This is a genomic window from Microtetraspora fusca, from assembly GCF_001570365.1.
In the GTDB taxonomy this organism is placed as follows: Bacteria; Actinomycetota; Actinomycetes; order Streptosporangiales; family Streptosporangiaceae; genus Microtetraspora; species Microtetraspora fusca.
In genome coordinates this window covers 106,702-132,482 of record NZ_BBYK01000043.1, presented here as the reverse complement: position 1 = coordinate 132,482, position 25,781 = coordinate 106,702, and the positions used below count along the sequence as shown (strand labels likewise).

Here is a 25,781-nt window from a genome sequence, read left to right as displayed (position 1 = left end):
CCGTCGCGTTCATGGAGGGTACGCGCGAGTCCGGAGAAATCACCGATCCCGCGGGGAGGGCGCTGCTCAGGAGGCGCAGCATGTGCCGGGCGATCATCGGGTGCGGCGTCACCTGCCTGGTCCTCTCCGCGGGTACGCTCGCGGGCGGTCACGCGCTGCTCGGTTCGTACGTGCGGAGCGTCAAGGGCGGTCCTGAGGCGTTCACCCGGTTTCCCGCGGAGAGCGGGCGCTACAGCCGGACCGTCGCCCGGACGGAGGGGGAGGACACCGGCCCGAAAGCCGCCGGGATCGCCGCCGGCGAGGCCCTGCGGCGCAAGGCCGCGAAGAAGCACGACGAGCCGGTGGCGGACGGTCACGACGACGGGGAGAGCTGGTGGCGCCCGGTGGCTCCCCACCAGGAGTGCTCTCCGTTCCTACGGACGCACAGGATCCCGTGCCGGGACACGGCACGATGACGATCGACAGCGCTCGACGACCCGCGCGGCCGGGCGCTGCGGTTCCAGATGGGGGAGGCGGTGCCGCCGATGGCATCACAGGCCGACGTGGAAGCCGATGAGGGCTTCCACGTCCTTTTCGTGTGCACGGGCAACATCTGCCGCTCGCCGATGGCGGAGCGGCTGGCCCGGGCCGCCCTCGGAGCGGGCTCGCCGATCCGGGTGACCAGCGCGGGCACCCGCGCCGCGCCGGGGATGGAGATGCCCGAGCGTGCGCGGCAGGCGCTGGTCCGGCTCGGCGGCGATCCCGGCGGGTTCGCCTCCCGCCCGCTGACGGAGGAACTGGTCACCGGCTCCGATCTCGTGCTCGCGGCCACCGCCGAGCACCGGGCCGAGGTGGCGGCCCTGCATCCTCCCGCCGTCTCCCGGGTCTTCACCATCGCCGAGTTCGGCGTGCTGACCCGCAGCGTGCCGGCCGAGGCGATCACCCGTCACGAGGATCCCGTACAGCGGGCCCGCACGCTCGTGGCCGAGGCCGGAGCGCGCCGCGGGCTGGTCCGCGTGGACCAGCCCGATATCGCCGACCCCTTCGGTCGCTCCCGGCGCGCCTACCGTGTGGCGGGACGGACGATCGCCGACGCGTTGTCCGTCCCGCTCACGCTCCTCACGCGTTCACCGGCGTCTTGACGTCCGAGGAGTATCCGTATCCGTAGCCGTAGTACTGCCCGATCTTCGCCGGGGTGAAGTTCAGCACCGCGCCGACCAGCCGGGCGTTGACCGATGTCAGCAGCTCTCCGGCGCGGACCACGTTCTCGCGCCGGGTCTTGCCGTATCTCGCGACGAGCAGCGTGGCGTCGCAGACGGCCGCGAGCGCCGCGGCGTCGGTCACGGGCAGCAGCGGCGGCGCGTCGACGAGCACCATGTCGTAGTTCTGGGTGAGCTGGGTGAGCACCGTGAGCATGCCCTGTGAGCCGAGCAGCTCGCTGGGGTTGGGCGGGATCTTCCCGGAGGGCAGCACGGAGATGCCCGGGTCGCCCCACGTCTGGATGACGTCGCTCAGCCCCCTCTTGTCGATCAGCACGTCGGTGAGCCCGACGCCGCCCTCGATCCCGAGGTAGCTCGGGATCCGCGGCCGCCGCAGGTCGGCGTCCACCAGAACCACCCGCCAACCGGCCTGCGCCAGCGTGATCGCGAGGTTGACGGACGTCGAGGACTTGCCCTCACCGGGCAGGGAGCTGGTGATGAGGAGTGATTTCGGCGGCCGGTCGACCCCGATGAACTGAAGGTTCGTCCGCAAGGAGCGGAACGCCTCCGCCCTGGAGGAGTGGCCCGTCTCCCGGACGATGAGGGGATACCGCCCGGCGTCCCGCTCGTAGCCGATGATCCCGAGGATCGAGGTATGCGACGTTTCCTGCAGCATCTCGATGGTTTTGATCGTCGTGTCCAGCCGGTCGCGCAGGACGAGCACACCCAGTGCCAGGAGCAGCGCGAGCAGCAAGGCGACCGCCTGGTTGGCCAGCGGATTGGGACTGATCGGGACGTGGGGGACAGTCGCCCGGTCGACCACCGTGACCTTGACGGAGGGCCGGCTTCGCGGGGTGGGCCGTTCGATCTGATCGACCAGCCGAGGGAACCCGTCGCCGAGGGCATTGGCGGCCTGCGCGGCGCGCACGGGGTCGCTGTCGACCACGGTGGCGCGAAGGAAAACGGTTCCTGGGATGACCTCTGCCGTGACTGCCGACTGGAGACGGTCAACATCGGCCGGAGTGGTGATCTTGCTGATCATGCGCCGGCTCGTCAACAGGCTCGCATAGGACGTGATGCGCTGGGCGGACAGCGCCCCTGACTGGAACGCGTTAGACATGTCCGACTCCTTCACGGTGCCGGACGCCATCATCGTGATGGATGCCACGTACGTGGGCGGCGTTCTCGCCGTGAGCACCGCCGCGCTGACGCTCCCGAGGATCAAGGACAGCACGATGAGCGGCCAGCCCTTGCGGATAAGGCGTAGGTAATGGAGGAGTTCCACGGTCTAAGGTCGCCTTTCATATGTGACTTTAGGAGGTTGCTGGGGTCGCGAGTAGATGGGCACCCGCTGTGGCAGGGTGATGAGGACGAGGGCCGAGACGATGGCGGCGATCACCGCGACGATCGGCGAGATCCAGTGCAACGCGGTGGCCAGGCCCAGCGTCCCGCTCGCCCCCGCGACCGAGGCGAGCAGCAGCGCCGTCAGCCTGGCGCCGAACCCGAGCCGGCGTAGCCGGTGGGACACGTGGTCCGCCCCTCCCTGGAACACCGAACGGCCCGCCCTCTTGCGCGACAGCGTCACCACGCCGGTGTCGACGGTGGCGACGAAGGTCGGAAGCAGCACCCCGGCGATCACCGTGCCCGTTCCCTCGCCGGTGACCAGCAGGGCCGCCAGGCAGGCGGTGGTGAATCCGATGAACAGCGATCCCGCGTCCCCCATGAACACCTTCGCCGGCGCCCAGTTGTGCGGGAGGAAGCCGAAGCCGGAGGCCGCCAGGGTGACCAGGAGCAGCCCGGTCCCGTACTCGCCGCGCGCGAACGCCGTCACGGCGAGGGGCGCGGCGCCCGCCAGCATGATGGCGCCGAGAGCGCCGTCCATGTTGTCGAGCAGGTTGAAGGAGTTGGTGATGACGACGATCCACACGACGGTGATCGGCACGTCGAGCCAGGTCCCGGTGATCGACGCCACGACCCCGCTGAGCACGACCCCGGTCGCCGTCACGGATTCGACCACCAGTCGCGTGGTCTTGGGCAGCGGCGAGATGTCGTCGACGAGGCCGAGCAGGGCGATCGCGATCCCGCCGATCATGACGGCGGTCGTGCGTGGATCGGAGAAGCCGAGCAGCCCGAGCGCCGGCACGACCGTGCCCAGCATGATCGCGATGCCGCCGAGGTAGGGCACGGGCCGGACGTGCGTCTTGTAGCCCCCGGGCCGGTCGGTGATGCCCCAGCGCAGCGCCAGGCGTCCCAGCGCGTGGGTGCCACCGGTGGCCAGCAGGAACGCGACCGTCCCCGTGCCCGCGACGGTGACGCCGTTCACCGCTGGGATGCCTCGGCGCGGGCCTCGTCGATCGTCTCCCGCAGGATGTCGTCGAGCGTCCGCGTGGGAGCCCAGCCGGTGAGCGTCCGGAGCTTCGTCGTGTCCGGCACCCGCCGCGTCATGTCCTCGAACCCCCGCTCGTACGCCTCGGCATAGGGGATGAGGTCCACCCGGGACGTGCTGCCCGCCATCTCGCTGATCAGCTTGGCCAGTTCCAGGATGCTGACCTCGTCGCCGACGCCGATGTTGAAGGTCTGCCCCACCGCGTCGTCGTTGTCCAGGAGCAGCAGGAGCGCGCGGACGACGTCCTCGACGTGCGCGAAGCACCGGGTCTGCGTGCCGTCGCCGTGCACGGTGAGGGGAGCGCCGCTGACGGCCTGCCTGACGAGGCGCGGGATGACCATGCCGTACGCGGGGCTCTGTCGCGGCCCCACCGTGTTGAACAGGCGGACGATGATCGCCGGCAGGCCGCGCTCCTTGTGGTAGGCGTTGGCCAGGATCTCGTCCACAGCCTTGGCGGTGCTGTACGCCCAGCGGGCCACCGTCGGGCTGCCGAGGATCCGGTCGGCGGACTCGGCGAGCGCTCCGCCGGAGTTCTTGCCGTAGATCTCGCTCGTGCTGGTCACGAGGATCTTGCGGCGATAGCGGTGGGCCGCCTCGATCACGATCTCGGAGCCGCGGATGTTCGTCGTGAGCGAGCGCAGCGGCTGCTCGACGATCAACTTGACCCCGACGGCGGCCGCGAGATGGACGACCACGTCGCACTGATGGACGAGCTCGTCGACCACCAGTTCGTCCAGCACCGATCCCTGGACGAAACGCAGGTTCGGGTGCGGGGTGAGGTTTTCGAGCCGGCCTGTCGACAGGTTGTCGAGAACCACGACCGAGTCACCGCGGGCGAGAAGCGCGTCGCTCAGATGAGAGCCGACGAAACCGCTCCCTCCAGTAATCAGGTACGTGCTACTTGGTGATTTGGCCACTGAATTCTCCTGGGACATATTGCGATGAGAGGGTGAACAGATCGGCGGCGCGCGGGAATCAGGCGCGCCCGCCGGCGGTCTTCTCGAACCACTCCACGGTCAGGCGCAGCCCCTCCTCCAGCGGCACCGGCCGCACGTCGGGGAACAGGTCGAGCAACAGCCGGGGCGACGCCTGCGACTCGCGGATGTCGCCGACGCGCGGCGGCAGGAACGTCGCCTCGACCGGGTGGCCGAGCACCGCGGCGATGGCGTCCTTCAGGGACAGCAGCGAGATCCGGCTCCCGTACGCGAGGTTGACCGGGGTGTCGCTGCCCACCCGGCGGACGACCGCGTCGGTCAGCACCTGCGCCACCGTGCCGACGTAGGTGAAGTCGCGCGCCTGCGTGCCGTCGCCGTGGACGGGCAGCGGTTCGCCGGCGAGCGCGGCGGACACGAACGCGGGGATGACCGCCGCGTACGCGTGCCCGGCCGGCTGCATGGGGCCGTACACGTTGAAGAAGCGGAAGGGCAGCACCCGCAGGCCGAAGCTCTCCGCGAACGCCAGGGCGTAGGCCTCCGTGGCGAGCTTGCTGGCGCCGTACGGGCTGAGCGGCCGGGTGGCCAGGTTCTCGTGCTTGTACGGCTCCGAGCTGTTCCCGTAGACGGACGACGAGGACGCGAGGATCACGTGCGGCCGGGTGGCCCGGCACGCCTCCAGGACGTGGAGCGTGCCCGTCGCGTTGACCGTGTGCGAGGCCAGCGGATCCAGCAGCGACCTCGGCACGGAAGGCAGCGCGGCGAGGTGCACGACCGTGGTCACGGACGGGACGAGCTCCGCCAGCAGTCCCCGGTCCAGGATGCTGCCGGTCACCAGCTCCACCCCGATGTCCTCGACGTTCCGCCGGTCTCCGGTGCTGAGATCGTCGAGCACCGTGACGCTCTCGACCTCGGGCCGGTTGATGAGCGCACGGCACAGGTTCGCGCCGATGAACCCGGCGCCGCCCGTCACAAGGATCCTCATGTGTTGGTTCCCTCCGGTGTAAGGCGGTGCCGGGAGGCGCCGCGAAGTGATCGGTACAGGGCCTCCGTGTCGGCGACGAGGCGTTCGACGCCGAAGGCGCCCGTCGTCCAGTCGCGGGCCGTCGCGCCCATCTCGGCGGCGGTGTCGGGATCGGACAGCAGCCGCACGACGTGTCCGGCCAGCTCGGCGGTGTCGGGCGCGGCCAGCAGCCCGGTGTGCCCGTCGCGCACCACCTCCGCGACGCTGCCGACGCGGGTGGCGACGACCGGGGTCCCGGCCATGCCCGCCTCCACGAGCGTGAGCGGCGTGCCCTCGTTGTCGGAGGTCAGCAGCACGACGTCGGCCGCCGCGTAGACGGTCTCGACGTCCTTCCGCCAGCCCACCATGTGGAAGGAGTCCCGGTCGTGGGCGATCCCGTGCTCCACCTCCTCGCGCAGGTCGCCGTCGCCGCACATGACGAACCGGCAGCCGGGAACGTGGGCCAGCACCGCGCCCGCCACGTCGAGGAACCGGTCGGGCCGCTTGATCCGGGTGAGCCGGCCCACGTAGGCGACGACCGGCGCGTCGTGGGGGAGCCCCAGCTCCGCGCGGGCCTTCTCCCGGCTCGGCACCGGGCCCAGCCGTACGCCGGGCGGGATGACGAGGTACTGCTCCGGGCGGCCGATCCCGGCGGCGAGCAGTTCGTCGCGCACCTGGGTGCCGACGGTCACCAGCCGGTCCGTCATCGCGGCGAGCGCCTTCTCCGTCCGCACGTAGAGGCCCAGCTTGAGGGGGGAGAAGTACCCATGCAGCAGGTGGCCGTGGAAGACGTGCACCCGCGCCGCCCCCACGCCCGACAGCCGCGCCGCCGTACGGCCCAGGGCGCCGGCCTTGGCCGTACGCGTGTGGACGATGTGCGGACGGAACCGTCGCATGGCGCTGACCAACCGGAAGAGAGCGCGGATGTCGTCGCCGGGATTGATCGACCGGCCCAGCCCGCGCACCCGGTGCACCCGTACGGACGTGTCGCGCAGGCGCAGATGGTCGCCCTCGTCGCCGTCGACGTAGCCGGTGTAAAGACGGTGGTCGAATTCCTCCGGGTTCAACCCCTCCGACAGCCCCAGCACCTGCGTGGCAGGGCCGCCGACATTCATCCGGGCGATGATTTCCATGACACGAATCCGGCTGCCCGTCTTCATCGGACTCCTTGCTGACAAGCCTGCTTCACGCCGGAGAAGCTAACTTGGCCGCGAGGCTTCCCAACGGTGCGCTCACTGTGGCGGCGAAGAGTTTCCGAATTCGCTACCCGAACATGATGAGCGTCCCTGACCGGCGGGCCGACCTGGGCAACCGTGCACGTCGTACGCGTACGAACCGCGACGGCCGGCGTATGGATGGGCCGCCCGAGTTCGGCGGAAAGGAGAGGTCAAGGGGGCGTGTTTCGCTTGTCCCCGGCTCTCCCGACGATTTTGCTTTCCACGTCCCCCGGCGCGCACGGCACGTCGCCGCGATAGGTCTCCCGCACCGCGAACCGCGATTCCGGATGGCGCGGACAAAGGATCGGTAGGTGAAGTCATATGGGCTGTCATTCAAATTCCCGCTGTGGTCACGACGATGTGACGCGCCGGGCGGGCGCGCGGTGAGCGATCTGCGCGTGTGCGAAGTCGTGAAGACCCTGAACGTGGGAGGCGCGGAGGTGCTGCTGGTCGAGCGGCTCCTTGTGGCCCGGAAACGAGGGTTGAACTGCGGTGTGAGCTATACGGTGATCTGCCTGCGGGCGTCGACCGATGAGCTCATCGAGCGGTTGCGCTCAGCCGGGATAACAGTCATCGACCTGAGCGCGTGGCCGCGTTCGCTGGTCTACGCCAGGCTTGTCACCACGGTCCGCCGGATCGCGCCGCATGTGCTGAACGTGCATTCTCCGGCGCCCGCCATCGTGCTCCGTCCGTTCCTCAGGTTCGCCAAGGGCCGGCCCGCGCTCGTCTCGACCGTCCACAGCGAGTGGTGGCCCAAAACGATGTACCTCGACCGGCTCACCCGAGGGCTGGACGACCGCACCGTGGCCGTGTCACCGCAGGTGGCGCGGTCGCGCGCCGTCATCGGGGCCCGTCACGTGCTGACCCGCATGCACGGCGTCGACGTGGGGGAGCAGTCGCGATGGGCCGCCCGGGCGAGCGCCGTGCGGCGCGAGTTCGGCGTGGACGAGAACGCCTTCCTGTGCGCCTGCGTGGCCAACTTCCGGCCGCAGAAGAACCACAGCATGCTGCTCCAGGCGGCCGGCGAGGTGGTGCGGACCCGTCCGGACGCCGTCTTCCTGCTCGCCGGCGACGGACCGCTGCTGGACGACATCACTCGCGAAGTGGGGGAGCGGGGCCTCGGCGGTCACGTGCGCGTGCTCGGCCCGGTTCCCGACGCCAGAAGGCTGGTAGCCGCGGCCGACCTGCTGGTTCTCAGCTCCCACTATGAGGGCCTGCCCGTCGTGGTGATGGAGGCGCTCGCGGCGGGGGTGCCCGTGGTCTCCACGGAGGTCGGGGGACTGCCCGATCTGATCATCTCGGGCCGGAACGGGCTCCTGACCGAGCCGGGCTCGCCTGAAGCGCTCGCGAGAGCCGTGCTCCAGGCGATGGAGCCGCGGACGCACCGTGATTTGCGGGCCGGAGCCCTGGCCAGCGTGGACAGCGTCGACATGGCCGGCACCGCGGAGTGGTTCGAAGAGCTTTACCAGGACCTGGCCAGGAGCGTGAAAGCCTGATGTGCGGAATCGCGGGGATCGCATCGACGACGGCGCCCGATCCGGAGTTGGTCCGCCGGATGTGCGATGTGATCGCGCACCGCGGCCCCGATGGCGCGGGCTTCTACAACGACGACCGGGTGGCGCTGGGGATGCGCCGCCTGGCGATCATCGACGTGATGACCGGTGACCAGCCCGTCCACAGTGAGGACGGGCAGGTCGTCGCCGTCTTCAACGGCGAGCTGTACAACTTCGCCGAGCTGCGGCGGGATCTGGCCGACCGCGGGCACACGCTGCGCTCGACCGGCGACTCCGAATGCCTCGTGCACCTCTACGAGGAGTACGGCGCCGACATGGTCGATCGGCTGCGGGGGATGTTCGCCTTCGCGATCTGGGACCGGGCCCGGGGACGGCTCGTGCTCGCGCGGGACCGCGTCGGAAAGAAGCCGCTGTACTGGCGGTCGGACGGCGACACGATCTGGTTCGGTTCCGAGCTCAAGTCGCTGGAGCAGGATCCCGGCATGTGCCGTGAGACCGATCCGGTCGCCCTGCACCATTACCTCTCCTATCAGTACGTTCCGGCGCCGTGGTCGATCTACCAGGGAGCGCACAAGCTCCCGCCGGGCCACGTGCTCGTCTGGGAGCGGGGCCGCGTCACGCTGCACCGCTACTGGACGCTCGACCCGGCCACCCGCGAGGTGGCCGACGAGCGCGAGGAGGAGGAGCGGCTGCGCGAGCTGCTGCTGGAGGCCACCAGGATCCGCATGGTGAGCGAGCGCCCGGTCGGCGCCTTCCTGTCCGGCGGCATCGACTCGTCGGCGGTCGTCGCCGCCATGGCGATGCAGAGCCGCGAGCCGATCAAGACGTTCTGCATCGGGTTCGAGGAGGACAGGTACGACGAGCGCCACAAGGCGCGGATGGTGGCGGACCGGTACGGCACCGATCACCACGAGATGGTCGTCACGCAGGGCAAGCTCGACGTGCTGCCGCTCCTGGCCGCGCAGTTCGACGAGCCGTTCGCCGACTCCTCGGCGATCCCGAGCTTCTACGTCGCCCAGCTGAGCCGCAGGCACGTCACGGTCGCGCTCAACGGCGACGGCGGGGACGAGTCCTTCGGCGGTTACCAGCGCTACGCCCTCATGAACATGGCGCGGCGGATCCCCACGCTGCCGCGCTCCCTGGCCGCGGTGGGCGCGAGGCTCGGCGCCGCGATCGTGGAGCGGAGCGACTACGGCACGTTCCAACGTCGCCTCGGCCGTCTCGTCAAGTTCGCCGCCGAGCCGCCGTCACGCCGGTACGCGGGGCTGATGTGCTGCTGCACCGAGGACCAGAAGTGGCGGATCTACAGCGACGAACTGCGCGTCCTGCTGTCCGAGGTCGACAGCGGCGCCCTGGTAGAGGATCTCTTCCTGGGCTCGCGCGCCGGGACGGACCTCGGCCGCGCGCTCGACGTCGACGTCCTGACGTATCTCCCGGGAGATCTGCTGGTCAAGGTCGACACCACCACGATGGCCCACTCGCTGGAGGGCAGGTCCCCGTTGCTGGACCACCACCTGATGGAATGGGCCGCGGGTTTGCCCGCCTCACTGAAGGTCCGTAACCGCCAGACGAAGGTGCTGCTGAGGCGCGCGGTCGAGCCGTGGCTGCCGCCGGAGCTGCTGCGCTACCCCAAGCAGGGGTTCGGCGTCCCGCTCGCGGCCTGGCTGCGCGGCGAGTTGCGGGAACTCGCCTGGGAGGTGCTCACCGACGGCACCGCGCGCGGTCGGGGGCTGTTCCGGCCGCGGGCCGTGCGCGATCTGCTGCAGCGGCACATGGCGGGAGCGGACCACAGCGCCATCCTCTGGTCCCTGGTGCAGTTCGAGCTCTGGCACCGGGCGCGCGCCGTTCAGGGGAACCGGCTCGCCGCGGCGGGTGCGGGAGACGCGACCGGCTCGTGAGGGGCTGACAGCGAACGAATGAGGGGCACCGCGACGGCGGTGCCCCTCATTCGTGTCGTACGCGTCTCATATGCGTCGTGCGGAGTCACGCGGGTCATCCGGGATCTCGTAGACCGCGAAATCGCCGGAACGGAACCGGAAGGTCGCGTAGTTCGCGATGTCGTGCGCTCGACCGGCGTTCCGCTCGTCCGCGAAGAGCCAGCGCACGCCATAGTCTGCTCGCAGCCGCTGGATAGATTTGCGGGAGGGTGTGAGAAACGCCTCGTCATTCGATCGCAGTCGTGCCGTGTCCCAGAAACGCGTGCACTCCGGACCTTCCCCCGGCCGCAGACGGTCCCAGTTCGTCCTGGTGTACGCCCATCCTTCGACCAGCACGCGCCGCTCGGTCAGGGCACTCACCCAGGAATGGCGGAGATCGCAGGAATCCGGCGTTCCCCAACGGGAATGATCGTTCGTGGCGACAAGGTCATCCGGATTCGAATGATCGCGCAGCCATCGTCCAGCGGCCAGGGCGCCCTGTGGAATGGCCGCCTCCACCACTGGCCCTGGCGTTCCCGCCGCTCCGGCTACAGCGGGTGCGTGCAGCACCGACATGACGCGCGCGTGCGCCTCCGCCGGCAAACCTATCGCGGCGACCATCGACAACGTGAGGGCACAACCCGTACGGCCCCGTTTCACGATCAGGATGATCGCCGTCGGCGTGAGAAGCGCCAGGAGTACGACGTAGGGCAGATACACGAGCATGGCCGGCTGGCCCGGGCGTAGCGGTATCTCGACGCCGCAGAGGAAGGGGATCAGATAGGCGGCGGCGGCGCCGGCCCCGGCCGCGGAAGCCGCCGTGACGAGAGACACGCGCGACCTGCGAATGGCGACGACGATTCCGTACACCGAGGCTATGGCCATATAGGGGTACGTCGCCCGAAGGAAATAGAGCTGATTGAGGTGGAGGTTTCCGAGCAGGAGGGCCGCGCCGAGGCCGGCGGCACCCATGCCGGTCATGACGACGACGGCGGGACGCATGAGAAGACGGGGTCGGCTGAGCAGGCCCAGGACCCCGCACCAGGTGACCACCCAGCACATCAGATACACGAGTGTGAGGCCGGTCATGGCTGCGGGAGGCGCGTCGTCGGCCAATCCCGTGAAATCTCGCCAAAGGTGTGTGGTGATGGAGAAGGGGGAGACACTCACTCCCTGCCGGGCACCCTGGAACAGCACGACCTGCGCGTAGAGAAGGCATGCCGCGGTCATTCCCAACGCAATGAGCGGGGATCGTGGCAAGCCGCGCCTCCTCGCCGCCTCCACAGCCGTGACCGCCACCAGCCCCGATGCCAGCAGCGGAAGGTACGTCGCCTTCGCGCCCATCACCCCGACGAGGAATACGGCGAGCAGCAGCCATTTTCCGTAGCGTCGTGCGTCCCCTTCGAGGAGATCGATGAGCAGGAGGGCGACCGGCGCGAACAGGACGGCCCCGAATGTTTGGCTCGGGCTGATCCACGCCGCGTCCTGAATGCCGCCCCACGTGAATATCCCGTTGCTGCCGAGATAGAGGCTGGGAGCGGCCAGGAATATCGCCGCAAGGACGGCCAGGAGCGCCCCGGGTCGTGAATTCATGACACGGAGGGCGATCGCGCTCACCAGCACGATGAGTGCCGCCAGCATGGGCAGCATGGCGAGGCGGAGCAGCAGGATGACCGGCTCGATTCCGGTCGCCCAACTCGTCGCGGCCATTTCCGCGTGGACGAACCAGTGATAGAGAAGCGGCTCTCCGGCGACGGCCGGGACCGTGGGCGGCATGTGATGTTTCAGCTCACCGATCAACGAGAGGTGAAACGACGCGTCGACATTGGCCAGGCCGAGCGCCGGCCAGGTCACGGCGTTCGCTCTGAAGAAGGCCACCGCGCTCCAGGCGACCAGATAGCTGATCGTCAGCGCGATCGACCACGACCACCACACGGGGGCGCTGTGCCGGGCTGACCCTCTCCAGTGCCGGCGCAACCGGGGGACGGCGAGGAAAAGCGCGTACGTGGCAACGGGCCAGGCCAGGACGAGCAACGGCAGGCCGGCCGCGCGCGCGGGGATGTACGTCAGCAGTTCGAGCGTGTAACCGAGTGCCAATCCCAGCGCGATCTCCTCCGCCAGGGATCGGGCGCCGCCGTACAACGACCGGATCACCAGTACGCCGGGAATTGTCAGGCCCAGGGCGATATAGGTGACGAATACGGCGATGTCCGGGACGGAAACGCCGTAAAAACATAGCGCGGCCACGGTGAATGAGCCGAGAAAAGTCGCGGGCAGCCACCGCGACATCAGAATGCGTCGCGAAAAGCGGGCGGGACGTGGCCGCCGGGCCGAATGCGTATTCGGCCCGGTGGTTCCTGGGAATTCGCCGGATTTTGCCTTTGGAGCGTTTATGAGCGGGCCCGTGTCCATGGGCGGTACCGTAATGGTTCACGCCGGACCGGCGAGAGCGGACACGTTCTGTTGGTTTCTTCGTTGTTAAAGATTGTGCCGCCGGGGCCGAATGGCTACTTCACACCGCGCACGACGTATATGCCGCGATGGCGCTCGATGGAGACCTCGCTCAGCGCGAGATCCCTGGTCCACCGCTCGAGGCGGCGGCGCGTCTGCGGGCTCTCGTACCGGGGCGCGAGCCAGTCGAACGTGTCGAGCACGGACCAGTTCCGCAACATGCGCCGGTCCTTCAGGTTCAGGTAGCTGAGGTTGGCGACCGGCACCAGCCGGGCCAGGTACGGCCCCGCCTTCGGCACCGAGTGGAGCGCCATGGACAGCGGCAGCAGGCGCGGCGCCGTCTTCTGCACGAGGGAGTAGAGCGCGGCCGGAGGCATGCGCCGGGTGAACGGGCGCAGCAGGTGCCGCGGATGCGTGTAGGCCACCATCGCCGCGTACACGTCCACGCAGAACCGGCCGCCGGGACGCAGGTAGCGGAACATGGTCTTGAACGTCCGCTCGACGTCGGGGGTGTGCTGGATGACCCCGAAGCAGAGCAGGTAGTCGAAGGACTCCTCCGGGAACGGCATCTCGTAGATGCTCGCCTGCACCAGCCGCAGGTTGGGGAAGCGCCCGTTGGAGGCGGCGTTGGCGTGGACGGCGCTGGAGATGTCGAAGGACGTGACCTCGGCACCGGTCTCGCAGAGAACCTCGGTGAACCGTCCGGCGCCGCTGCCGCACTCGAGCACCCGCCGGCCGCGCAGTTCCCCGGCCGTCCACCGGCTGGACCGGAAGAGCCGGTCGCGGGATATCGGCAGACCGGAGTGCGAGTCGAGTTGGGTCAGCCGATGCTGGTTCCACTGGTATCCGAACCCGTTGGCGTAGTTGTCCGCGGGGACAAAGCGTGGCACCCCGCGGTCGACGGGGTACGTCGTCTGGCACGCGTCGCACCGCAGTCCGCCTTCGGCGCGGAGATCGCCATGACAGCGCGGGCAGCGAAGCTCGGACCACCATGCTCGCGGCGTGTCCAGGCCGGCGGAAGCGTGTTTCGAGAGAGTCATTGGACACCTATCGGTGAGACGGGAAGGACCGCGGTGGCGTCGCCGTCCGATCGCGAATTGTGAGGATCATCGTACGGAGCGTCACCTTCCGGGGGTGGGTGCTCAGCCGGTGTGTCTCGAGGTGAACCGCGTGATGGTCGCCCGGCCCGCGCGGCATGGATCCGATTCCCCAGGAGGGCACCTCGTCACACTCTCTGGAGGGGGCGAGCCGGCCGCTCCACCGGGGCGGGCGCCTCCGGCCGGGGGGCGGTGACGGGGCCCAGCATCGCGAGCCAGAAGCCACTCCCGAGGGCGGCGAGAGCCAGCGTCCCCGCCGCGAAATGGAGCGCGGTCGCCGCGGTGACGGATGCCGAGCCGGACGCCGACCAGTGCGCCAGGAGGAGGGCGGCGACGAGAAGGGCCGCCTCGGCAGTGAGATAGGTGAGCCGCCAACCCGGCTTCCCCACGCCGAGCGCGAGAGTGTTGGACCAGCACGCGATGCCTTTGACGCACGCGGCGCCGAGCAGCAGCATCGCCACCGCGCCCGCGTCCGCGTACTCCGCTCCGTACGCCATGGCGATGACGGTGCCGATCAGTGGGAACGCGACCAGGGCCGTCACCGCCCCGCTCACCGAGAGCAGCAGAGAGGTACGCCGGACGATTCGTTTGATGAACGCCGGCCCGGCCCCCTGCGCGACGGCCTGGGTGATCCGGGGGTACAGCATCGTCGTGACCGGGATGGTCAGGTTGGCGTAGAAGCGGCCGGGCGCCATCGCGATTTTCAGGACGGTCACGAGCGACGGCCCGCCGATGAAGCCCGCGATGGTGAGGATGCCCGTGTCGGAGACCCCGGCGACGGTGGTCCCCACCGACGTCTGGAAGGTGAACGGGATCAGCCCGGCCGGCAGCCGTGCGTTCCCCGTCACGGGCCCCAGTGCGGACACCGTCGCCCGCGTCGCGGTCAGGCAGATGACGGCGGCCATGGCCAGTGCGCCCACCGCCTGCCCCGCGAGGTAGAGCAGGGGACCGCCGACCCACAACCCCACGAGCGACAGGCCGAAGGACAGGAACGCGGCCAGCACGCGCAGCATGCCGAACCTCCGCAGCCGGTTCGCCAGCGCGAGCCCCGCGCCCGCCGTCGCGTACGGGACGATGGCGCCCCGTCCGACGACGGCGAGGGCGAGCATGAGCGCGAGACCGCCGGAGACGAGGCCGAGCAGCCGGGCGGCCAGGATCGCCACGAGGGCGACCACCGTCGCGGCGAGGCCGATGCCGGTGCTCCAGCGCAGCAGCAGGAGGAAGAGCGCCGACCCCCTGCCGCTGCGCTGCTGCTCCAGCGGGACGAACCGCTGCGTCGCGTCCTCGAGGCCCGGGTTGGACACGAGAAACCAGAGCCCGGCCACGGACTGGGTGAAGATGACCTGACCGGAGGTCTGCGCGCCGGTCATCCGGACCAGCGCGATCAGGCTGAGCGTGGGGAGCACGGCCTCGCCGAGCCCGGCCGAGCTCAGCGACGTGAAGGTCAGCAGCTGTCGTCCACCCGGGAGCCGGACGTGGCGCGCGGATCGACCGCGAGTGGTGACGGACATGCCGAAATCCCTTCAGGCCCGGACGGACAAGATCAGACGGCTGCGGCCTATCGCGGTGCCGGTCATCGCGCCGCCAGGACAGGCATCCGAGGCGTGGTGACCATCTCGTACCAGCGCTCGATCCGCGCGGCGACCAGCGGCCAGTCGAGGTCCTCGGCGGCGCGGACGCCTCGCTCGCCCAGCCGTCGGCGCGCCTCGTCGTCGTCCAGGAGAGCGTGGAGCCGGGCGACCAGGTCGGACGCGTCTCCTGACCGGAACGTCCGATAGGCGTCCCGGGGGACCACCGGGTCGAGCGTGGCCTCCGACGAGACGAGGACGGCGGTGCCGAGCGCCAGCGCTTCCAGCGCCGCGTTCGGGATCCCCTCGCCTATGCCGCGCAGCCGCTGGGAGGCGTGCACGAGGACCTCGGCTCGGTTCACCAGCGAATAGATGCGGTCGGGGGAGAGATGACCGGTGAACTCGATCCCCGGGCCGGTGGCGGCGAGTCGCCGCAGGCGGTCGCGTTCCGGTCCGTCTCCCGCGATGACGAGGCGGGCGTCCGGACGTACGGCCCGCACCCGGTGGAACGCCTCGATGGTCAGCTCGTGGTTCTTCACCTTCACCAGCGAGCCCACGCTGACGATCAGCCCGCGCTCGACCCGGCCGCTGTCACGGAATCCGGTGAGCCGGCCGACGTCCAGACCGGCCGACGTCATGCGGATGAGACGGTCCGGGACGCCGATGGCGTGCAGGTCCGCTTTGGGGCGGGTCCCCGCCACGATGAAGCCGCCGACATGGCGGAACGCCCAGGGCATGATCGGGCGGTGGCGCATGGTGAGGGCGCCGTGAATGTGGAGCATCAGCGGAATGCCGAGGCGCCGGGCGGCGGAGCCGAGCGCGAGCGCCTCCCGATGATCGCCGTGCAGGTGGATGACGTCGGGCGCGGGAACACGGGGGAGCGCCTCGGCGCACTCCATCGCGAAGGCGATCTCATCGAACTTCAGGGACACCGCCCGGCTGGCCCTGGTGCGCGCCACGGGCATCGGTTCCGCCCCTCGCGGAAGCTCGCCGCGCCGGTGCGCCACGATCACCTCGCGCCCGCGGAGCACCTGCGCCCGGATGAGTCGTTCAACATGGAGCTCCATGCCGCCGGGCTCCGGCGGCAGTCGATATCCGATGTGCAGAATTCTCATGGCGACTTCCTGTGATGCGTGTCAGGGACCAACAGCCGGCGCCGCCCACGTCGGCCGCGCAGCCGGTGGGGGGAGGTGGATCGCACGGGCGCCGGCGGATGTGACGACCTCGGCGGTACGGCCCGGGCCCGGCCTGAGAGCGATCTCTCCGGCCGGGCCGGCGGCCCTTGTGCGGGGCAGGGATCAAAGGCGCGCCGATGTTGTTTCCATGAGCGCAAGCCTGGTGATCCGATCCGCCCGAACGGGCTCAGGCGCAGCCTCTCGATCGTTTTCTTGCAAGTCCTTTGACAGGTGCTAAAGAGGAACCGGCCAGGCCGGGATCGGGCTGAGCGGCGCCTTACCCCACAGCGGTGCGGCGCCGTGCCGGTCCGGTGGCAGGCGGTGTGAGAGGGCCGGACGGGGCCTGGCCAGGGCGCTGCGGAGTCCGGGTCCAGGAGACCGCGGACAACAGACTCACGATCATGACGATCGGCAACCGCTGTCGGAAGATGAGACCGATGTTGGACATGCTCGTCGCGTACACCACCGTGCAGGGCACGATGAAGAGAAGCAGGAGCAGCAGGGCTCTTCGGTCCTGACCCCACAATTGTCGTGCTCCTCGCACCGCGCAGAAGAGCAGGTAGTACCAGATCAGTGTTTCGATTTTCGCGAGTTGCAGCACCATGCTTCCTCCCGTCCAAGGGAAGGGAGACAACAGGGTGTAGAAGAGTTTCGGCAGAAACGCGCTCCATGGGTTTCCGCCGTCGTCGAAGACGACCCCGGAGCCTGTGTCCGCGTTCGCGAGGCGGACCGCCTCCGACTGGCCGATTTCGAGCTGTGCCTGCATCGTTTCGACGGCAGCGTTCGGAGCAGCTTCCGGGAAGAACGCGAAGGATGCCAGCAGCCCGGCGACAAGGGCGAGGGTGCAGAAGGGGAGAGCGCGTCTGGCCCCGACGAAACCGAGGACGAGCGGTAGCGCGCACATGAACACCATGTAGGGGCGTACGTTCCACAGAGCCCACAGCAATGGTGCGAGCAACAGCACTTTCCGGATGTCGAATCTCTGCACGTTCGACGTGGCCAGCCCCAGGCACGCCACGACCAGGAACACATTGAAACCGTCTTTGAACGTGTCCGACGTGTGCAGCAGGAACGCCGGCATGAACGCCATGAGGACGAGGAGGCGGTAGGAGGAACGCTCGTCGGCGCCGATGAGCCTGGCGAACCTGTACATGACGATGCACAGAGCACACGCCATGAGCGCTATCACGGACGTGCAGGCCAGGAGAGCCGGGCCGCCGCACACATAGATGATGAGCGCGAAGACGTTGCAGGGCACCGCCACGGAGTAAAGGTTGGGGATCTGGTCGGAGGTGACGAACTGGAAGCCCTCACGTTCCCAGTACGCGACGATCTCCAGTGCCCTTTGCCCATAGGTGTAGTTATCGCCCCCATACGGCAGCAGGCTCCGCACGACCAGAACGTGGATGACCAATCGCGCGACGAAGGCCAGGAGCAGCACCCGTAAGGCCCGTCGTGCCACGTGTCCATGCAGGCAGGACTGCACGAGGAAGACGAGTATCGTCGCGGCCACCGCGACAATTATGTACTCCACAAATAATCACCCGAATGATGTTGTGGCGGGGACGTTCCGTGACGCCCGGCCACTGTAATCGGGGGAGTCTGAACGGTGCTGAACACATGCCCGCCTGATATTTTCAAGTCCCCGTAAAGAATCGAAAGCGCGTGCGGCGGGTAACGACGGCGCGGCGCTGGGGACACGTGAACGGTTCCTCGTCCGCAAAAACGGCCTCGATGACAATAAAGGCCTGGTAATGAAACGGTGGTCAGGCGGTGTCGGCACCGCTTCCCGGCATGCGTGTCGCCAGTCTTGCGGCCATGGAGACGATCTCGCCCGTTGACCCGGGCTCACCCACGCCTGCGCCGCTCGCGGACGCGGGCGGATCCGCGGACGGCGGACGGCTCGCCGGCCGACGCCGGGGGGCGGCCGCTTTCCTGACGTCCCGGTGGCGGCCCGCGATCGCGACGTCCGGGCTCAGCGTCGCGGTGCTCCTCCACTATGGCGTCTCCCTCCGCGACCTGGTCGTCTTCACCGCATACGTGCTCCTCTGCCTCACCGTCCCCGGCGTGCTCCTGATCCGAACTCTGTACAAGGGCCGCCGTACGCGCGTCGAAGAGATCGCCCTCGGGCTGGCCCTGGGCTACGCCGTCGAGATCTTCACCTACATCGCCGCCCGCGCGGTCGGCCTTCCCCTGCTGGTGCTGGCCTGGCCCGTCACCACCTATGCCGTCTTTCTCGCCGTCCCGCGCCTGCGCCGGCACTGCAGAGTCGGACGGCGCACCTACCTGACGACCCCCCTCTGGTTCTCCTGGTCGCTCGCGCTGCTGGTTCTCTATCTGATCGCGTGGGGTGCCGCCTCCTATTTCGCCGTGACGCCGCTCACCTGGCCCGCACTCGCCTCCTCCCCGCCGGACGTGGCGTTTCACCTGGCGCTGACCGGTGAACTGAAGCATCAGATGCCGCCGACCGTGCCGATGGTCGCGGGAGAGCCGCTCTCCTATCACTGGTTCGTTTACGCGCACTTCGCGGCGTCGAGCTGGATCACCGGCGTGGAGCCGCTCGTACTGGTGACCCGCATCGGCGTGCTGCCCATGCTGCCCGCTTTCGTCGTGCTGATCGGGATGACCGCGCGACGTGTCACGGGCTCGTGGGCCGCCGCACTGGTCGCCACGGTGGGTACGATCCTGGTCGGGATCCCGACCTTCTTTTTGGGGCCGAACGGGTCGTTCACCTGGGGAGGAGTGCCGGACCTCGCGTGGACGAGCCCCACGCAGACTTTCGGGGCGCTCCTGTTCGCCCCGGTCGTGCTCCTGCTGATCGACGTTCTGGAGCGGAGGAGCACCGCGAGCGCCTGGATCCTGCTCGCGATCTTCCTTCTGGCGGTGATGGGGGCCAAGGCCACCTACCTGCCCATGCTCGGCGCCGGGCTCGTGGCGATCATGATCGTCGAGGTTGTGAGACGCCGGACGTTGTCCCGGTCCGTGCTCGTCGCCCTGGTGATGACCGCCGCCTGTCTTCTCTATGCCCAGCTCGTGCTGTTCGGCGGCGCCCGCCAGGCCGTGCTCGTTGCACCGCTTTACTTCCTACGCACGTCCTGGGAGGAATGGCGCGGGCTGACCGAGGTGGCCGAACCTTCTGCGGGCGCACTGATCGGCGTCACGTTGGTGTTCTTGCTGTGCTGGGTGGCCATGTGGTCGGGAACTCTCGGACTGCTGAGCCGGCCGGGATCCCTCGCGCGCCGCAGCGTGATCCTCATGCTCGGCATTGGCGCCGTGGGGCTCGGCACGGCACTCATGCTCGGGCATCCCGGCCGCAGTCAGCTCTTCTTCATGTACGGTGCCTACCCCTACCTGGCGATCGTTTCGACGTACGGGCTTCTCATGCTGGTGCGACGGGCTGGGGTGCCGCGCAGGACGGCGATCTGCTCGGCCGCGGTCGGGATCGCCGTCGCCTACCTGCTCCCCGTCGTCTGCGGTGTCACGATTCCGTTGCGGCCTGAGCAGCCGGACAGCGTCCTCTACCGGCCCTACCTGGTGCTGCTGGCCGTTTCTGTGCTGGCGTTCGCCGTTCTGATGCGCGGCGGGGGAGCGCGCCGCGCGTGGGCTCTCGTGTCCATCGCGGCCATGGCGATCGGTCTGCAGACCGATGTGCAGGGCCACGTCCTGTCGGTGCTGCCTCGTGTGATGGCGGGAGGGTTCCACGAGGCGCGCGCGTCGGCCGAGTTTCAGGAGGCCCAGGCCGCTCTCAGCACGTCGGCGGCCCAGGGCGCCATGGCGGCGGGCCGATGGCTGCGTTCCCACTCGGATCCGCATGACCTTGTCGCCACGAATGTCCACTGCAGGACCGAGGTGCAGGCATCGTGCGACGCGCGCCGTTTCTGGGTCTCAGCGCTCGGTGAACGTCGGGTGCTGGTCGAAGGATGGGCCTTCACCGGGCCCAACATGAGCCGCTGGCGGCCAGGTCAGTTGCAGGATTACTTCCCCTTCTGGGATCGGGACCGACTCCGCGTGAACGATCTGGCCTTCACCGCGCCGTCCCATGAGGCGATCGAGCGGCTGCGCGACCGATACGGCGTGCGCTGGCTGTTCGCCGACGAGCGCTTCGCCAGCCCGCGACTCGGCGCGTTCGCGACGCTGCGGTTCCGCTCTCCCGGGTGCGCGATCTACGAGGTGCCGCGCGCCACGCAAGGCGTTCGCAATAGTCACCCTGTCCCTTCAGGGGACGCCACGCGGGCGTGAAAATGGGGTCGCGGTGCTCGCCGACGCCGGTCGCCTTCAACGCGATCATCGAGCTGGCCGATCAGCTGGCCGCCCAGGAGGTCGAGAAGGTGACGATCGAATCGACCTCCGATTACTGGTGGATCTGGCTCTACATTCTGGAAGCGCATGGACTGGATGTGCAGCTAGTCAACGCGCGGGAGGCCAAGCACGCGCCCGGCCGCCCGAAGACTGACAAGCTGGACAGCATCTGGCCGGCCAAACTGACGGAGAAGGGGCTGCTGCGGCCCTCGTTCGTGCCGCCCCATGAGATCCGGTGCTGCGGGACTACACCCGCATGCGCACTGACCCGGGAGCGGACCCGGTACTGGTCACGGCTGGAGAAGCTCCTGGAGGACTCGCTGATCAAGGTGTCGGTGGTTGGGGCCGAACTGGCCCGTTTGCTGCTGGATCAGGTCGATGCGCTCAGCGCGCAAATCGACCGGCTCTGCAGGGGTTCGCTGCCGCGCTCTGCTTGCGGTGGCTATTTTCCGGTCAGGGTTTCGCAATAGCTCGGGCAATGAAACGGTGGTCACGCTGCGTCGGAGCCACTTCCCGGCACGCGTGTCGCCAGTCTTGCGGTCATGGACACGATCTCACCCGTTCACGGTTCCACGTCGGGCTCGCCCACGCCTGCGCCGCTCGCGGACGCGGGCGGGTCCGCGGACGGCGGACGGCCCGCCGGCCGACGCCGGGGGGCGGCCGCTTTCCTGACATCCCGGTGGCTGCCCGCGATCGCGACGTCCGGGCTCAGCGTCGCGGTGCTCCTCCACTACGGCGTATCCCCTCGCGACCTGGTCGTCTTCAGCGCATACCTGCTCCTCTGCGTCACCGTCCCCGGCGTGCTTCTGATCCGAGCCCTGTACAAGGGCCGCCGTACGCGCGTCGAAGAGATCGCTCTCGGGCTGGCCCTGGGCTACGCCGTCGAGATCTTCACCTACATCGCCGCCCGCGCGATCGGCCTTCCCCTGCTGGTGCTGGCCTGGCCGGTCACCACCTATGCCGTCTTTCTCGCCGTCCCGCGCCTGCGTCGGCACTGGAGGGGCGGGCGGCACACAGGCACGACCCCTCTCTGGTACTCCTGGTCACTCGTGCTTCTCATCGCGTACCTACTCGGATGGGGGGCCGCTTCCTATTTCGCGGTGACTCCGCTCGACTGGCCGGGGCTTGCCTCCTCCCCGCCGGACGTGCCGTTTCATCTGGCCCTGACCGGCGAGCTGAAGCATCAGATGCCGCCGATGGCGCCGATGGTCGCGGGCGAGCCCCTCTCGTACCACTGGTTCGTCTACGCGCATTTCGCGGCGTCGAGCTGGGTCACCGGCGTGGAGCCGCTGGTTCTGGTGAACCGCATCGGCGTGCTCCCCATGCTGCCCGCGTTCGTCGTGCTGATCGGAATGACCGCGCGACGCGTCACGCGCTCCTGGCCCGCGGCGCTGCTCGCTACGGCAGGAACGATCACGGTCGCGATTCCGAGCTTCTTCATCGGCCAGAACGGGCCGTTCAGCTGGGGAGGAGTGCCGGATCTCGCGTGGACGAGCCCCACGCAGACTTTCGGGGCGCTCCTGTTCGCCCCGGTCGTGCTCATTCTGATCGATCTTCTGGAGCACAGGCACACCCGCACCGCCTGGGTCCTACTGGCGATCTTCCTTCTGGCGGTGATGGGCGCCAAGGCCACCTACCTGCCCATGCTCGGTGCGGGGCTCGTGGCGATCACCCTGGTCGAGGCCCTCAGACATCGGAGGTTGCACCGGCCCGTGCTCGGTGCCCTGGGGATGACCGTCGCCTGCCTTCTGTACGCGCAGTTCGTGCTGTTCGGCGGGGCCCGGTCCGCCATCGTGGTCGTGCCGCTGTTCTTCATGCGCACCTGCTGGCAGGCATGGAGGGGGCTCAGCGCGGCGGTCGAGCCTTCCACGGGCGCTCTGGTCGGTGTCACGTTGGTGTTCCTGCTGAGCTGGGTGGTCATGTGGTCCGGAATCCTCGGCCTGCTGAGCCGGGCGCGGTCACTCACGCGCCACAGCGTGCTCCTCATGCTCGGCATCGGCGTGATCGGGCTCGGCACGGCACTCATGCTCGGCCACCCTGGTCGCAGCCAGCTCTTCTTCATGTACGGCGCCTACCCTTACCTGGTGATCCTGTCGGTGTACGGGCTTCTCGTACTGGTGCGGCGGGCGCGTGTTCCACGCAGGGCGGCGATCTGGGCGGCCATGGCCGGAATCGCCGTCGCGTACCTGATCCCCTTGATCTGCGGCGTCACGATTCCGCTGAGCCAGGGGCAGGACGACAGTGTCCTGTACCGGCCCTATCTGGTGCTCGTGGCCGTTTCCGCCTTGGCGGGGATGTTCCTCCTGCGTACTTGGGGCGGGTACCGCGCGTGGGCGCTGATGTCCGTCGCTTCCGCGGCGATCGCCCTGCAGGCGGACGTGCAGGGTCACGTCCTGTCGGTGCTGCCCCGCGTGATCGGGTCCGGGCTGCACGAGGCGGTCGGGTCCACCGAGTTCCAGGAGTCCCAAGCCATCCAGAGCACCCTGACGGCCCCCGGCCTCATGGCGGCCGGCCGATGGCTGCGTTCCCACTCGGACCCGGACGACCTCGTCGCCACGAACGCTCATTGCCGGCCCGATGGGCAGGTCGCGTGTGATGAACGCCATTTCTGGGTCACCGCGTTGAGCGAACGGCGCGTACTGGTCGAAGGATGGGCCTTCACCGGCACGAACATGAGCCACTGGCGGCCGGGCGAGTTCCCGGAGTATCTACCGTTCTGGGACCGGGAGCGGTTGCGCGCGAACGATGTGGCCTTCACCTCGCCGTCCCGCGAGGCGATGGCACGGCTGCGCGACCGGTACGGCGTGCGCTGGTTGTTCGTCGACGAGCGAGACGCGAGCCCACGGATCGGCGCGTTCGCGACGCTGCGATTCCGATCTCCCGGCTGCGCGATTTACGAAATGCCGCGTGCTGCGTAAGGCTTTCGCAATGGCTCGCCAAGCGGCTGCGGCGCGGCAGGAGGCGGTGTGGTCGCCCGTTGTTCACTGCACTCGTGACAACAGCCGACACTGTTCCCTTCAACCGACCGCACGTCTCTCGGAACGAGCTTGAGTATCTCGCCGAGGCGGTACGTAGCGGATTCACGTCCGGCGACGGACCGTTCACAGCGCGGGCCACCCGGCTGCTGACAGAGATCACGACGTCCCGCGACGCGTTGCTGACCACGTCCTGCACGCACGCGTTGGAGATGTCGGCGCTTCTGCTGGACCTGCGGCCCGGCGACGAGGTGATCATGCCGTCCTTCACCTTCGTGTCGACCGCCAACGCGTACGCCCTCCGGGGCGCGGTGCCGGTGTTCGTCGACTCTCGGCCGGACACCCTGAACGTCGACGAACAGCTCATCGAGGCCGCGATCACGGATCGCACGCGGGCGGTCGTCGTCGTCCACTACGCGGGGGTCGCCTGCGAGATGGAGACGATCGGCAAGCTCTGTGAGCGGTACGGCCTCGCCTTGATCGAGGACAACGCCCACGGCCTGGGCGGTTTCTACCGCGGCCGGCCGCTCGGCTCCTTCGGCGCGTTGACGGCGCAGAGCTTCCACTCGACGAAGAACGTGCAGTGCGGCGAGGGCGGGGCCCTGCTGCTGAACGACCCGGAACTCACCGCGCGGGCGGAGATCATCAGGGAGAAGGGCACCGACAGGAGCCGATTCTTCCGGGGACAGGTGGACAAGTACCGCTGGGTCGACATCGGCTCCAGCTACCTGCCCTCCGACATCCTCGCCGCGATGCTCACCGCGCAGTTCGAGTCCTTCGACGCGATCCAGTCGTTGCGGCACGCCGTCTGGGCCGGGTACCACGAGGAACTGGCCGGCTGGGCGGAGGAGAACGGGGTCCGCCGCCCGATCGTCCCCGACGGCTGCGAGCACCCGGCGCACCTCTACTACCTGCTCCTCCCGGACCTTGAGAGCCGGCAGGCGTTCATCGCCCACCTCGCCGCGCACGGCGTGCAGGCGGCCTTCCACTACCAGGCGCTGCACTCCGCCCCGGCGGGCGTCCGGTACGGGCGGCCGGCGTCCGGCGGATGCCCGGTCACCGAGGAGATGGCCGATCGTCTGGTGAGGCTGCCGCTTTACGCCGATCTGGACGAGGACGCCGTGACCCGCGTGATCGACGCCGTACGCTCCTTCACGGTGACCTGATGGGCTGGCATGAGGTGATGGAGGCGGAGGCCGTGCGCGCCGCGGCGTCGCCGCTGGAGTCCGCCAGGTTCGGCCGCTCCGTCGAGCGCCTCACCGTCTCCGCGGAGGCGGCCGCTGAGCTCTCCGACGTGCGCGCGGCGATCCTGGCCTCGGACGCCGACATCATCGTCCTGCGCTACCCGGCCGAGCGCGTCGGCTGGTTCGCCGGGCTCACCACGCTGGGCCGCACGGCCATCCCCGCCGACTCACTCGTGTACTGGCGATTGGGTGTGGGGAAGGGGAGGGCGCCGGATCCCGTACCCGGGATGTGGCCGGGGGGCACGCCCGCCGCCGACGAAGTGCGGCGGCTGGTGCGCGACATCTTCGCCGCGTACGGCAACCACTACCTGGCGAACCCGCTGTTCGAGGCGGGCGCCGCGCTCGACGGCTACGAGGAGTGGGCGCTGAGGTCCGCGGCGCAGGGGGGATGTGTAACGGTGTCGGACCAGGCCGGCGTGCTGGCGCTCGCCACGCTGGAGGACGACGCCACGCGCATCGAGATCCTGCTCGCCGGCGTGGTGCCCCAGGCCCGGGGGCGGAGTGTCTACGCGCACCTGCTCCGGGCGGTCGAGGACCGCGCGGCGTCACGTGGGGCGGCCGAGGTGGTCATCTCCACTCAGGGACACAACACAGGGGCGCAGCGAGCGTGGGCGAGGTACGGCTTCGAGCCGGTGCAGACGGTGCTGACGGTCCATCTGATCCGGGACCGGCTCCTCGTTTGAGGAGTCCCGACCGGTCGGGCTTCCGGCGTACCTGATCTCCGGGATCCACGTTCCTGGGCCGGTCGTCACCCGTCATAAAAGGACCGGCAAGAACACCGCCTTCCGCGAGTGTCCGAGAAGCCGCCGACGCACGGTGTCGCCAG

The 25,781-nt window shown here is 69.1% G+C and carries 20 protein-coding genes and 1 pseudogene; 10 read left to right on the top strand and 11 right to left on the bottom strand.

Annotated elements, in window-relative coordinates; translation table 11 throughout:
* The first annotated feature begins 11 nt into the window (after positions 1 to 11).
* Both AWQ68_RS11580 and AWQ68_RS11575 read left to right on the top strand, forming a co-directional pair.
* On the top strand, positions 12 to 455 hold the full coding sequence (locus AWQ68_RS11580; protein ID WP_157545160.1) for a hypothetical protein: 444 nt from the start codon (positions 12 to 14) through the stop codon (positions 453 to 455).
* 69 nt (positions 456 to 524) lie between these two features.
* Positions 525 to 1,121 (top strand): arsenate reductase/protein-tyrosine-phosphatase family protein, encoded by a 597-nt coding sequence (locus AWQ68_RS11575; RefSeq protein ID WP_066939470.1) that lies wholly within the window; start codon positions 525 to 527, stop codon positions 1,119 to 1,121.
* On the opposite strand, the gene AWQ68_RS11570 is transcribed toward AWQ68_RS11575, so the two are convergent.
* Positions 1,099 to 2,298, bottom strand: a complete 1,200-nt coding sequence (locus AWQ68_RS11570; RefSeq protein WP_169808898.1) for a tyrosine-protein kinase domain-containing protein — start codon at positions 2,296 to 2,298, stop codon at positions 1,099 to 1,101. The genes AWQ68_RS11575 and AWQ68_RS11570 overlap by 23 nt on opposite strands.
* Between AWQ68_RS11570 and AWQ68_RS43510 the strand changes: the two genes are divergently transcribed.
* Entirely contained in the window at positions 2,297 to 2,449 is a 153-nt protein-coding gene (locus AWQ68_RS43510) for a hypothetical protein (protein WP_169808897.1), read from the top strand. The genes AWQ68_RS11570 and AWQ68_RS43510 overlap by 2 nt on opposite strands.
* Positions 2,450 to 2,466: 17 nt before the next feature.
* On the opposite strand, the gene AWQ68_RS11565 is transcribed toward AWQ68_RS43510, so the two are convergent.
* Genes AWQ68_RS11565 through AWQ68_RS11550 form a run of 4 tightly spaced genes read right to left on the bottom strand, consistent with a single transcriptional unit; the run spans position 2,467 to position 6,659 of the window.
* Entirely contained in the window at positions 2,467 to 3,501 is a 1,035-nt protein-coding gene (locus tag AWQ68_RS11565) for a glycosyltransferase family 4 protein (RefSeq protein ID WP_066938968.1), read from the bottom strand.
* Positions 3,498 to 4,481 (bottom strand): NAD-dependent epimerase/dehydratase family protein, encoded by a 984-nt coding sequence (locus AWQ68_RS11560; RefSeq protein ID WP_245655866.1) that lies wholly within the window; start codon positions 4,479 to 4,481, stop codon positions 3,498 to 3,500. The genes AWQ68_RS11565 and AWQ68_RS11560 overlap by 4 nt, the downstream gene beginning before the upstream one ends.
* 58 nt (positions 4,482 to 4,539) lie before the next feature.
* Positions 4,540 to 5,481: an NAD-dependent epimerase/dehydratase family protein gene (locus AWQ68_RS11555; RefSeq protein WP_066938962.1), complete on the bottom strand. Its 942-nt coding sequence runs from the start codon at positions 5,479 to 5,481 to the stop codon at positions 4,540 to 4,542.
* Positions 5,478 to 6,659, bottom strand: a complete 1,182-nt coding sequence (locus AWQ68_RS11550; RefSeq protein ID WP_066938958.1) for a glycosyltransferase — start codon at positions 6,657 to 6,659, stop codon at positions 5,478 to 5,480. Before AWQ68_RS11550 ends, AWQ68_RS11555 begins: the two co-directional genes overlap by 4 nt.
* Positions 6,660 to 7,099: 440 nt before the next feature.
* On the opposite strand from AWQ68_RS11550, the gene AWQ68_RS11545 reads away from it, so the two are divergent.
* Both AWQ68_RS11545 and asnB read left to right on the top strand, forming a co-directional pair.
* Positions 7,100 to 8,212 carry a glycosyltransferase gene (locus AWQ68_RS11545; protein WP_066938954.1) on the top strand — a complete coding sequence of 371 codons (1,113 nt, stop codon included), beginning with the start codon at positions 7,100 to 7,102 and terminating at the stop codon, positions 8,210 to 8,212.
* Positions 8,212 to 10,128 (top strand): asparagine synthase (glutamine-hydrolyzing), encoded by a 1,917-nt coding sequence (asnB, locus tag AWQ68_RS11540; RefSeq protein ID WP_066938951.1) that lies wholly within the window; start codon positions 8,212 to 8,214, stop codon positions 10,126 to 10,128. Before AWQ68_RS11545 ends, asnB begins: the two co-directional genes overlap by 1 nt.
* Before the next feature lie 66 nt (positions 10,129 to 10,194).
* On the opposite strand, the gene AWQ68_RS11535 is transcribed toward asnB, so the two are convergent.
* The 6 genes and pseudogenes from AWQ68_RS11535 to AWQ68_RS11515 form a co-directional block, all read right to left on the bottom strand.
* On the bottom strand, positions 10,195 to 12,558 hold the full coding sequence (locus tag AWQ68_RS11535) for a hypothetical protein (protein WP_157545157.1): 2,364 nt from the start codon (positions 12,556 to 12,558) through the stop codon (positions 10,195 to 10,197).
* 95 nt (positions 12,559 to 12,653) lie between these two features.
* Positions 12,654 to 13,487, bottom strand: a complete 834-nt coding sequence (locus AWQ68_RS11530; RefSeq protein ID WP_066938945.1) for a class I SAM-dependent methyltransferase — start codon at positions 13,485 to 13,487, stop codon at positions 12,654 to 12,656.
* A gap of 12 nt (positions 13,488 to 13,499) precedes the next feature.
* Positions 13,500 to 13,637 (bottom strand): annotated as a pseudogene (locus AWQ68_RS46130) (Trm112 family protein); the annotation flags it as partial.
* A gap of 185 nt (positions 13,638 to 13,822) precedes the next feature.
* On the bottom strand, positions 13,823 to 15,205 hold the full coding sequence (locus AWQ68_RS11525; RefSeq protein WP_066938944.1) for a lipopolysaccharide biosynthesis protein: 1,383 nt from the start codon (positions 15,203 to 15,205) through the stop codon (positions 13,823 to 13,825).
* A gap of 62 nt (positions 15,206 to 15,267) precedes the next feature.
* Positions 15,268 to 16,377 (bottom strand): glycosyltransferase family 4 protein, encoded by a 1,110-nt coding sequence (locus AWQ68_RS11520; RefSeq protein ID WP_066938941.1) that lies wholly within the window; start codon positions 16,375 to 16,377, stop codon positions 15,268 to 15,270.
* 337 nt (positions 16,378 to 16,714) lie between these two features.
* Positions 16,715 to 17,950, bottom strand: a complete 1,236-nt coding sequence (locus tag AWQ68_RS11515) for a hypothetical protein (protein WP_157545154.1) — start codon at positions 17,948 to 17,950, stop codon at positions 16,715 to 16,717.
* A gap of 305 nt (positions 17,951 to 18,255) precedes the next feature.
* Between AWQ68_RS11515 and AWQ68_RS11510 the strand changes: the two genes are divergently transcribed.
* The 5 genes from AWQ68_RS11510 to AWQ68_RS44840 all read left to right on the top strand — a co-directional run bounded on the left by AWQ68_RS11510 (position 18,256) and on the right by AWQ68_RS44840 (position 25,638).
* Positions 18,256 to 20,676, top strand: coding sequence for a hypothetical protein (locus AWQ68_RS11510; protein ID WP_157545151.1), 2,421 nt, complete (start codon positions 18,256 to 18,258; stop codon positions 20,674 to 20,676).
* A 2-nt stretch (positions 20,677 to 20,678) separates the two neighbouring features.
* Entirely contained in the window at positions 20,679 to 21,206 is a 528-nt protein-coding gene (locus AWQ68_RS42275) for an IS110 family transposase (protein WP_245655889.1), read from the top strand.
* A gap of 72 nt (positions 21,207 to 21,278) precedes the next feature.
* The gene (locus tag AWQ68_RS44845; protein ID WP_066938932.1) at positions 21,279 to 23,654 is read left to right on the top strand and encodes a hypothetical protein; all 2,376 of its coding nucleotides are present in this window, start codon (positions 21,279 to 21,281) and stop codon (positions 23,652 to 23,654) included.
* Between the two features lie 74 nt (positions 23,655 to 23,728).
* Complete coding sequence (gene rffA / locus AWQ68_RS11495) at positions 23,729 to 24,877, top strand: dTDP-4-amino-4,6-dideoxygalactose transaminase (protein WP_066938929.1); 1,149 nt, start codon at positions 23,729 to 23,731, stop codon at positions 24,875 to 24,877.
* A complete protein-coding gene (locus AWQ68_RS44840) occupies positions 24,877 to 25,638 on the top strand; it encodes a GNAT family N-acetyltransferase (protein WP_066938926.1) in 762 nt (253 codons plus the stop codon). The genes rffA and AWQ68_RS44840 overlap by 1 nt, the downstream gene beginning before the upstream one ends.
* Positions 25,639 to 25,781: the final 143 nt, after the last annotated feature.

Bases quoted from the DNA above. Each gene is read 5' to 3' on its own strand.
- AWQ68_RS11580 (WP_157545160.1), top strand. From the start codon at position 12: ATGGAGGGTACGCGCGAGTCCGGAGAAATCACCGATCCCGCGGGGAGG.
- AWQ68_RS11575 (WP_066939470.1), top strand. From the start codon at position 525: ATGGCATCACAGGCCGACGTGGAAGCCGATGAGGGCTTCCACGTCCTT.
- AWQ68_RS43510 (WP_169808897.1), top strand. From the start codon at position 2,297: ATGTCCGACTCCTTCACGGTGCCGGACGCCATCATCGTGATGGATGCC.
- AWQ68_RS11570 (WP_169808898.1), bottom strand. From the start codon at position 2,298: ATGTCTAACGCGTTCCAGTCAGGGGCGCTGTCCGCCCAGCGCATCACG.
- AWQ68_RS11555 (WP_066938962.1), bottom strand. From the start codon at position 5,481: ATGAGGATCCTTGTGACGGGCGGCGCCGGGTTCATCGGCGCGAACCTG.
- AWQ68_RS11550 (WP_066938958.1), bottom strand. From the start codon at position 6,659: ATGAAGACGGGCAGCCGGATTCGTGTCATGGAAATCATCGCCCGGATG.
- asnB (WP_066938951.1), top strand. From the start codon at position 8,212: ATGTGCGGAATCGCGGGGATCGCATCGACGACGGCGCCCGATCCGGAG.
- AWQ68_RS11535 (WP_157545157.1), bottom strand. From the start codon at position 12,558: ATGGACACGGGCCCGCTCATAAACGCTCCAAAGGCAAAATCCGGCGAA.
- AWQ68_RS11525 (WP_066938944.1), bottom strand. From the start codon at position 15,205: ATGTCCGTCACCACTCGCGGTCGATCCGCGCGCCACGTCCGGCTCCCG.
- AWQ68_RS11520 (WP_066938941.1), bottom strand. From the start codon at position 16,377: ATGAGAATTCTGCACATCGGATATCGACTGCCGCCGGAGCCCGGCGGC.
- AWQ68_RS11510 (WP_157545151.1), top strand. From the start codon at position 18,256: ATGGAGACGATCTCGCCCGTTGACCCGGGCTCACCCACGCCTGCGCCG.
- AWQ68_RS42275 (WP_245655889.1), top strand. From the start codon at position 20,679: ATGGGGTCGCGGTGCTCGCCGACGCCGGTCGCCTTCAACGCGATCATC.
- AWQ68_RS44845 (WP_066938932.1), top strand. From the start codon at position 21,279: ATGGACACGATCTCACCCGTTCACGGTTCCACGTCGGGCTCGCCCACG.
- AWQ68_RS44840 (WP_066938926.1), top strand. From the start codon at position 24,877: ATGGGCTGGCATGAGGTGATGGAGGCGGAGGCCGTGCGCGCCGCGGCG.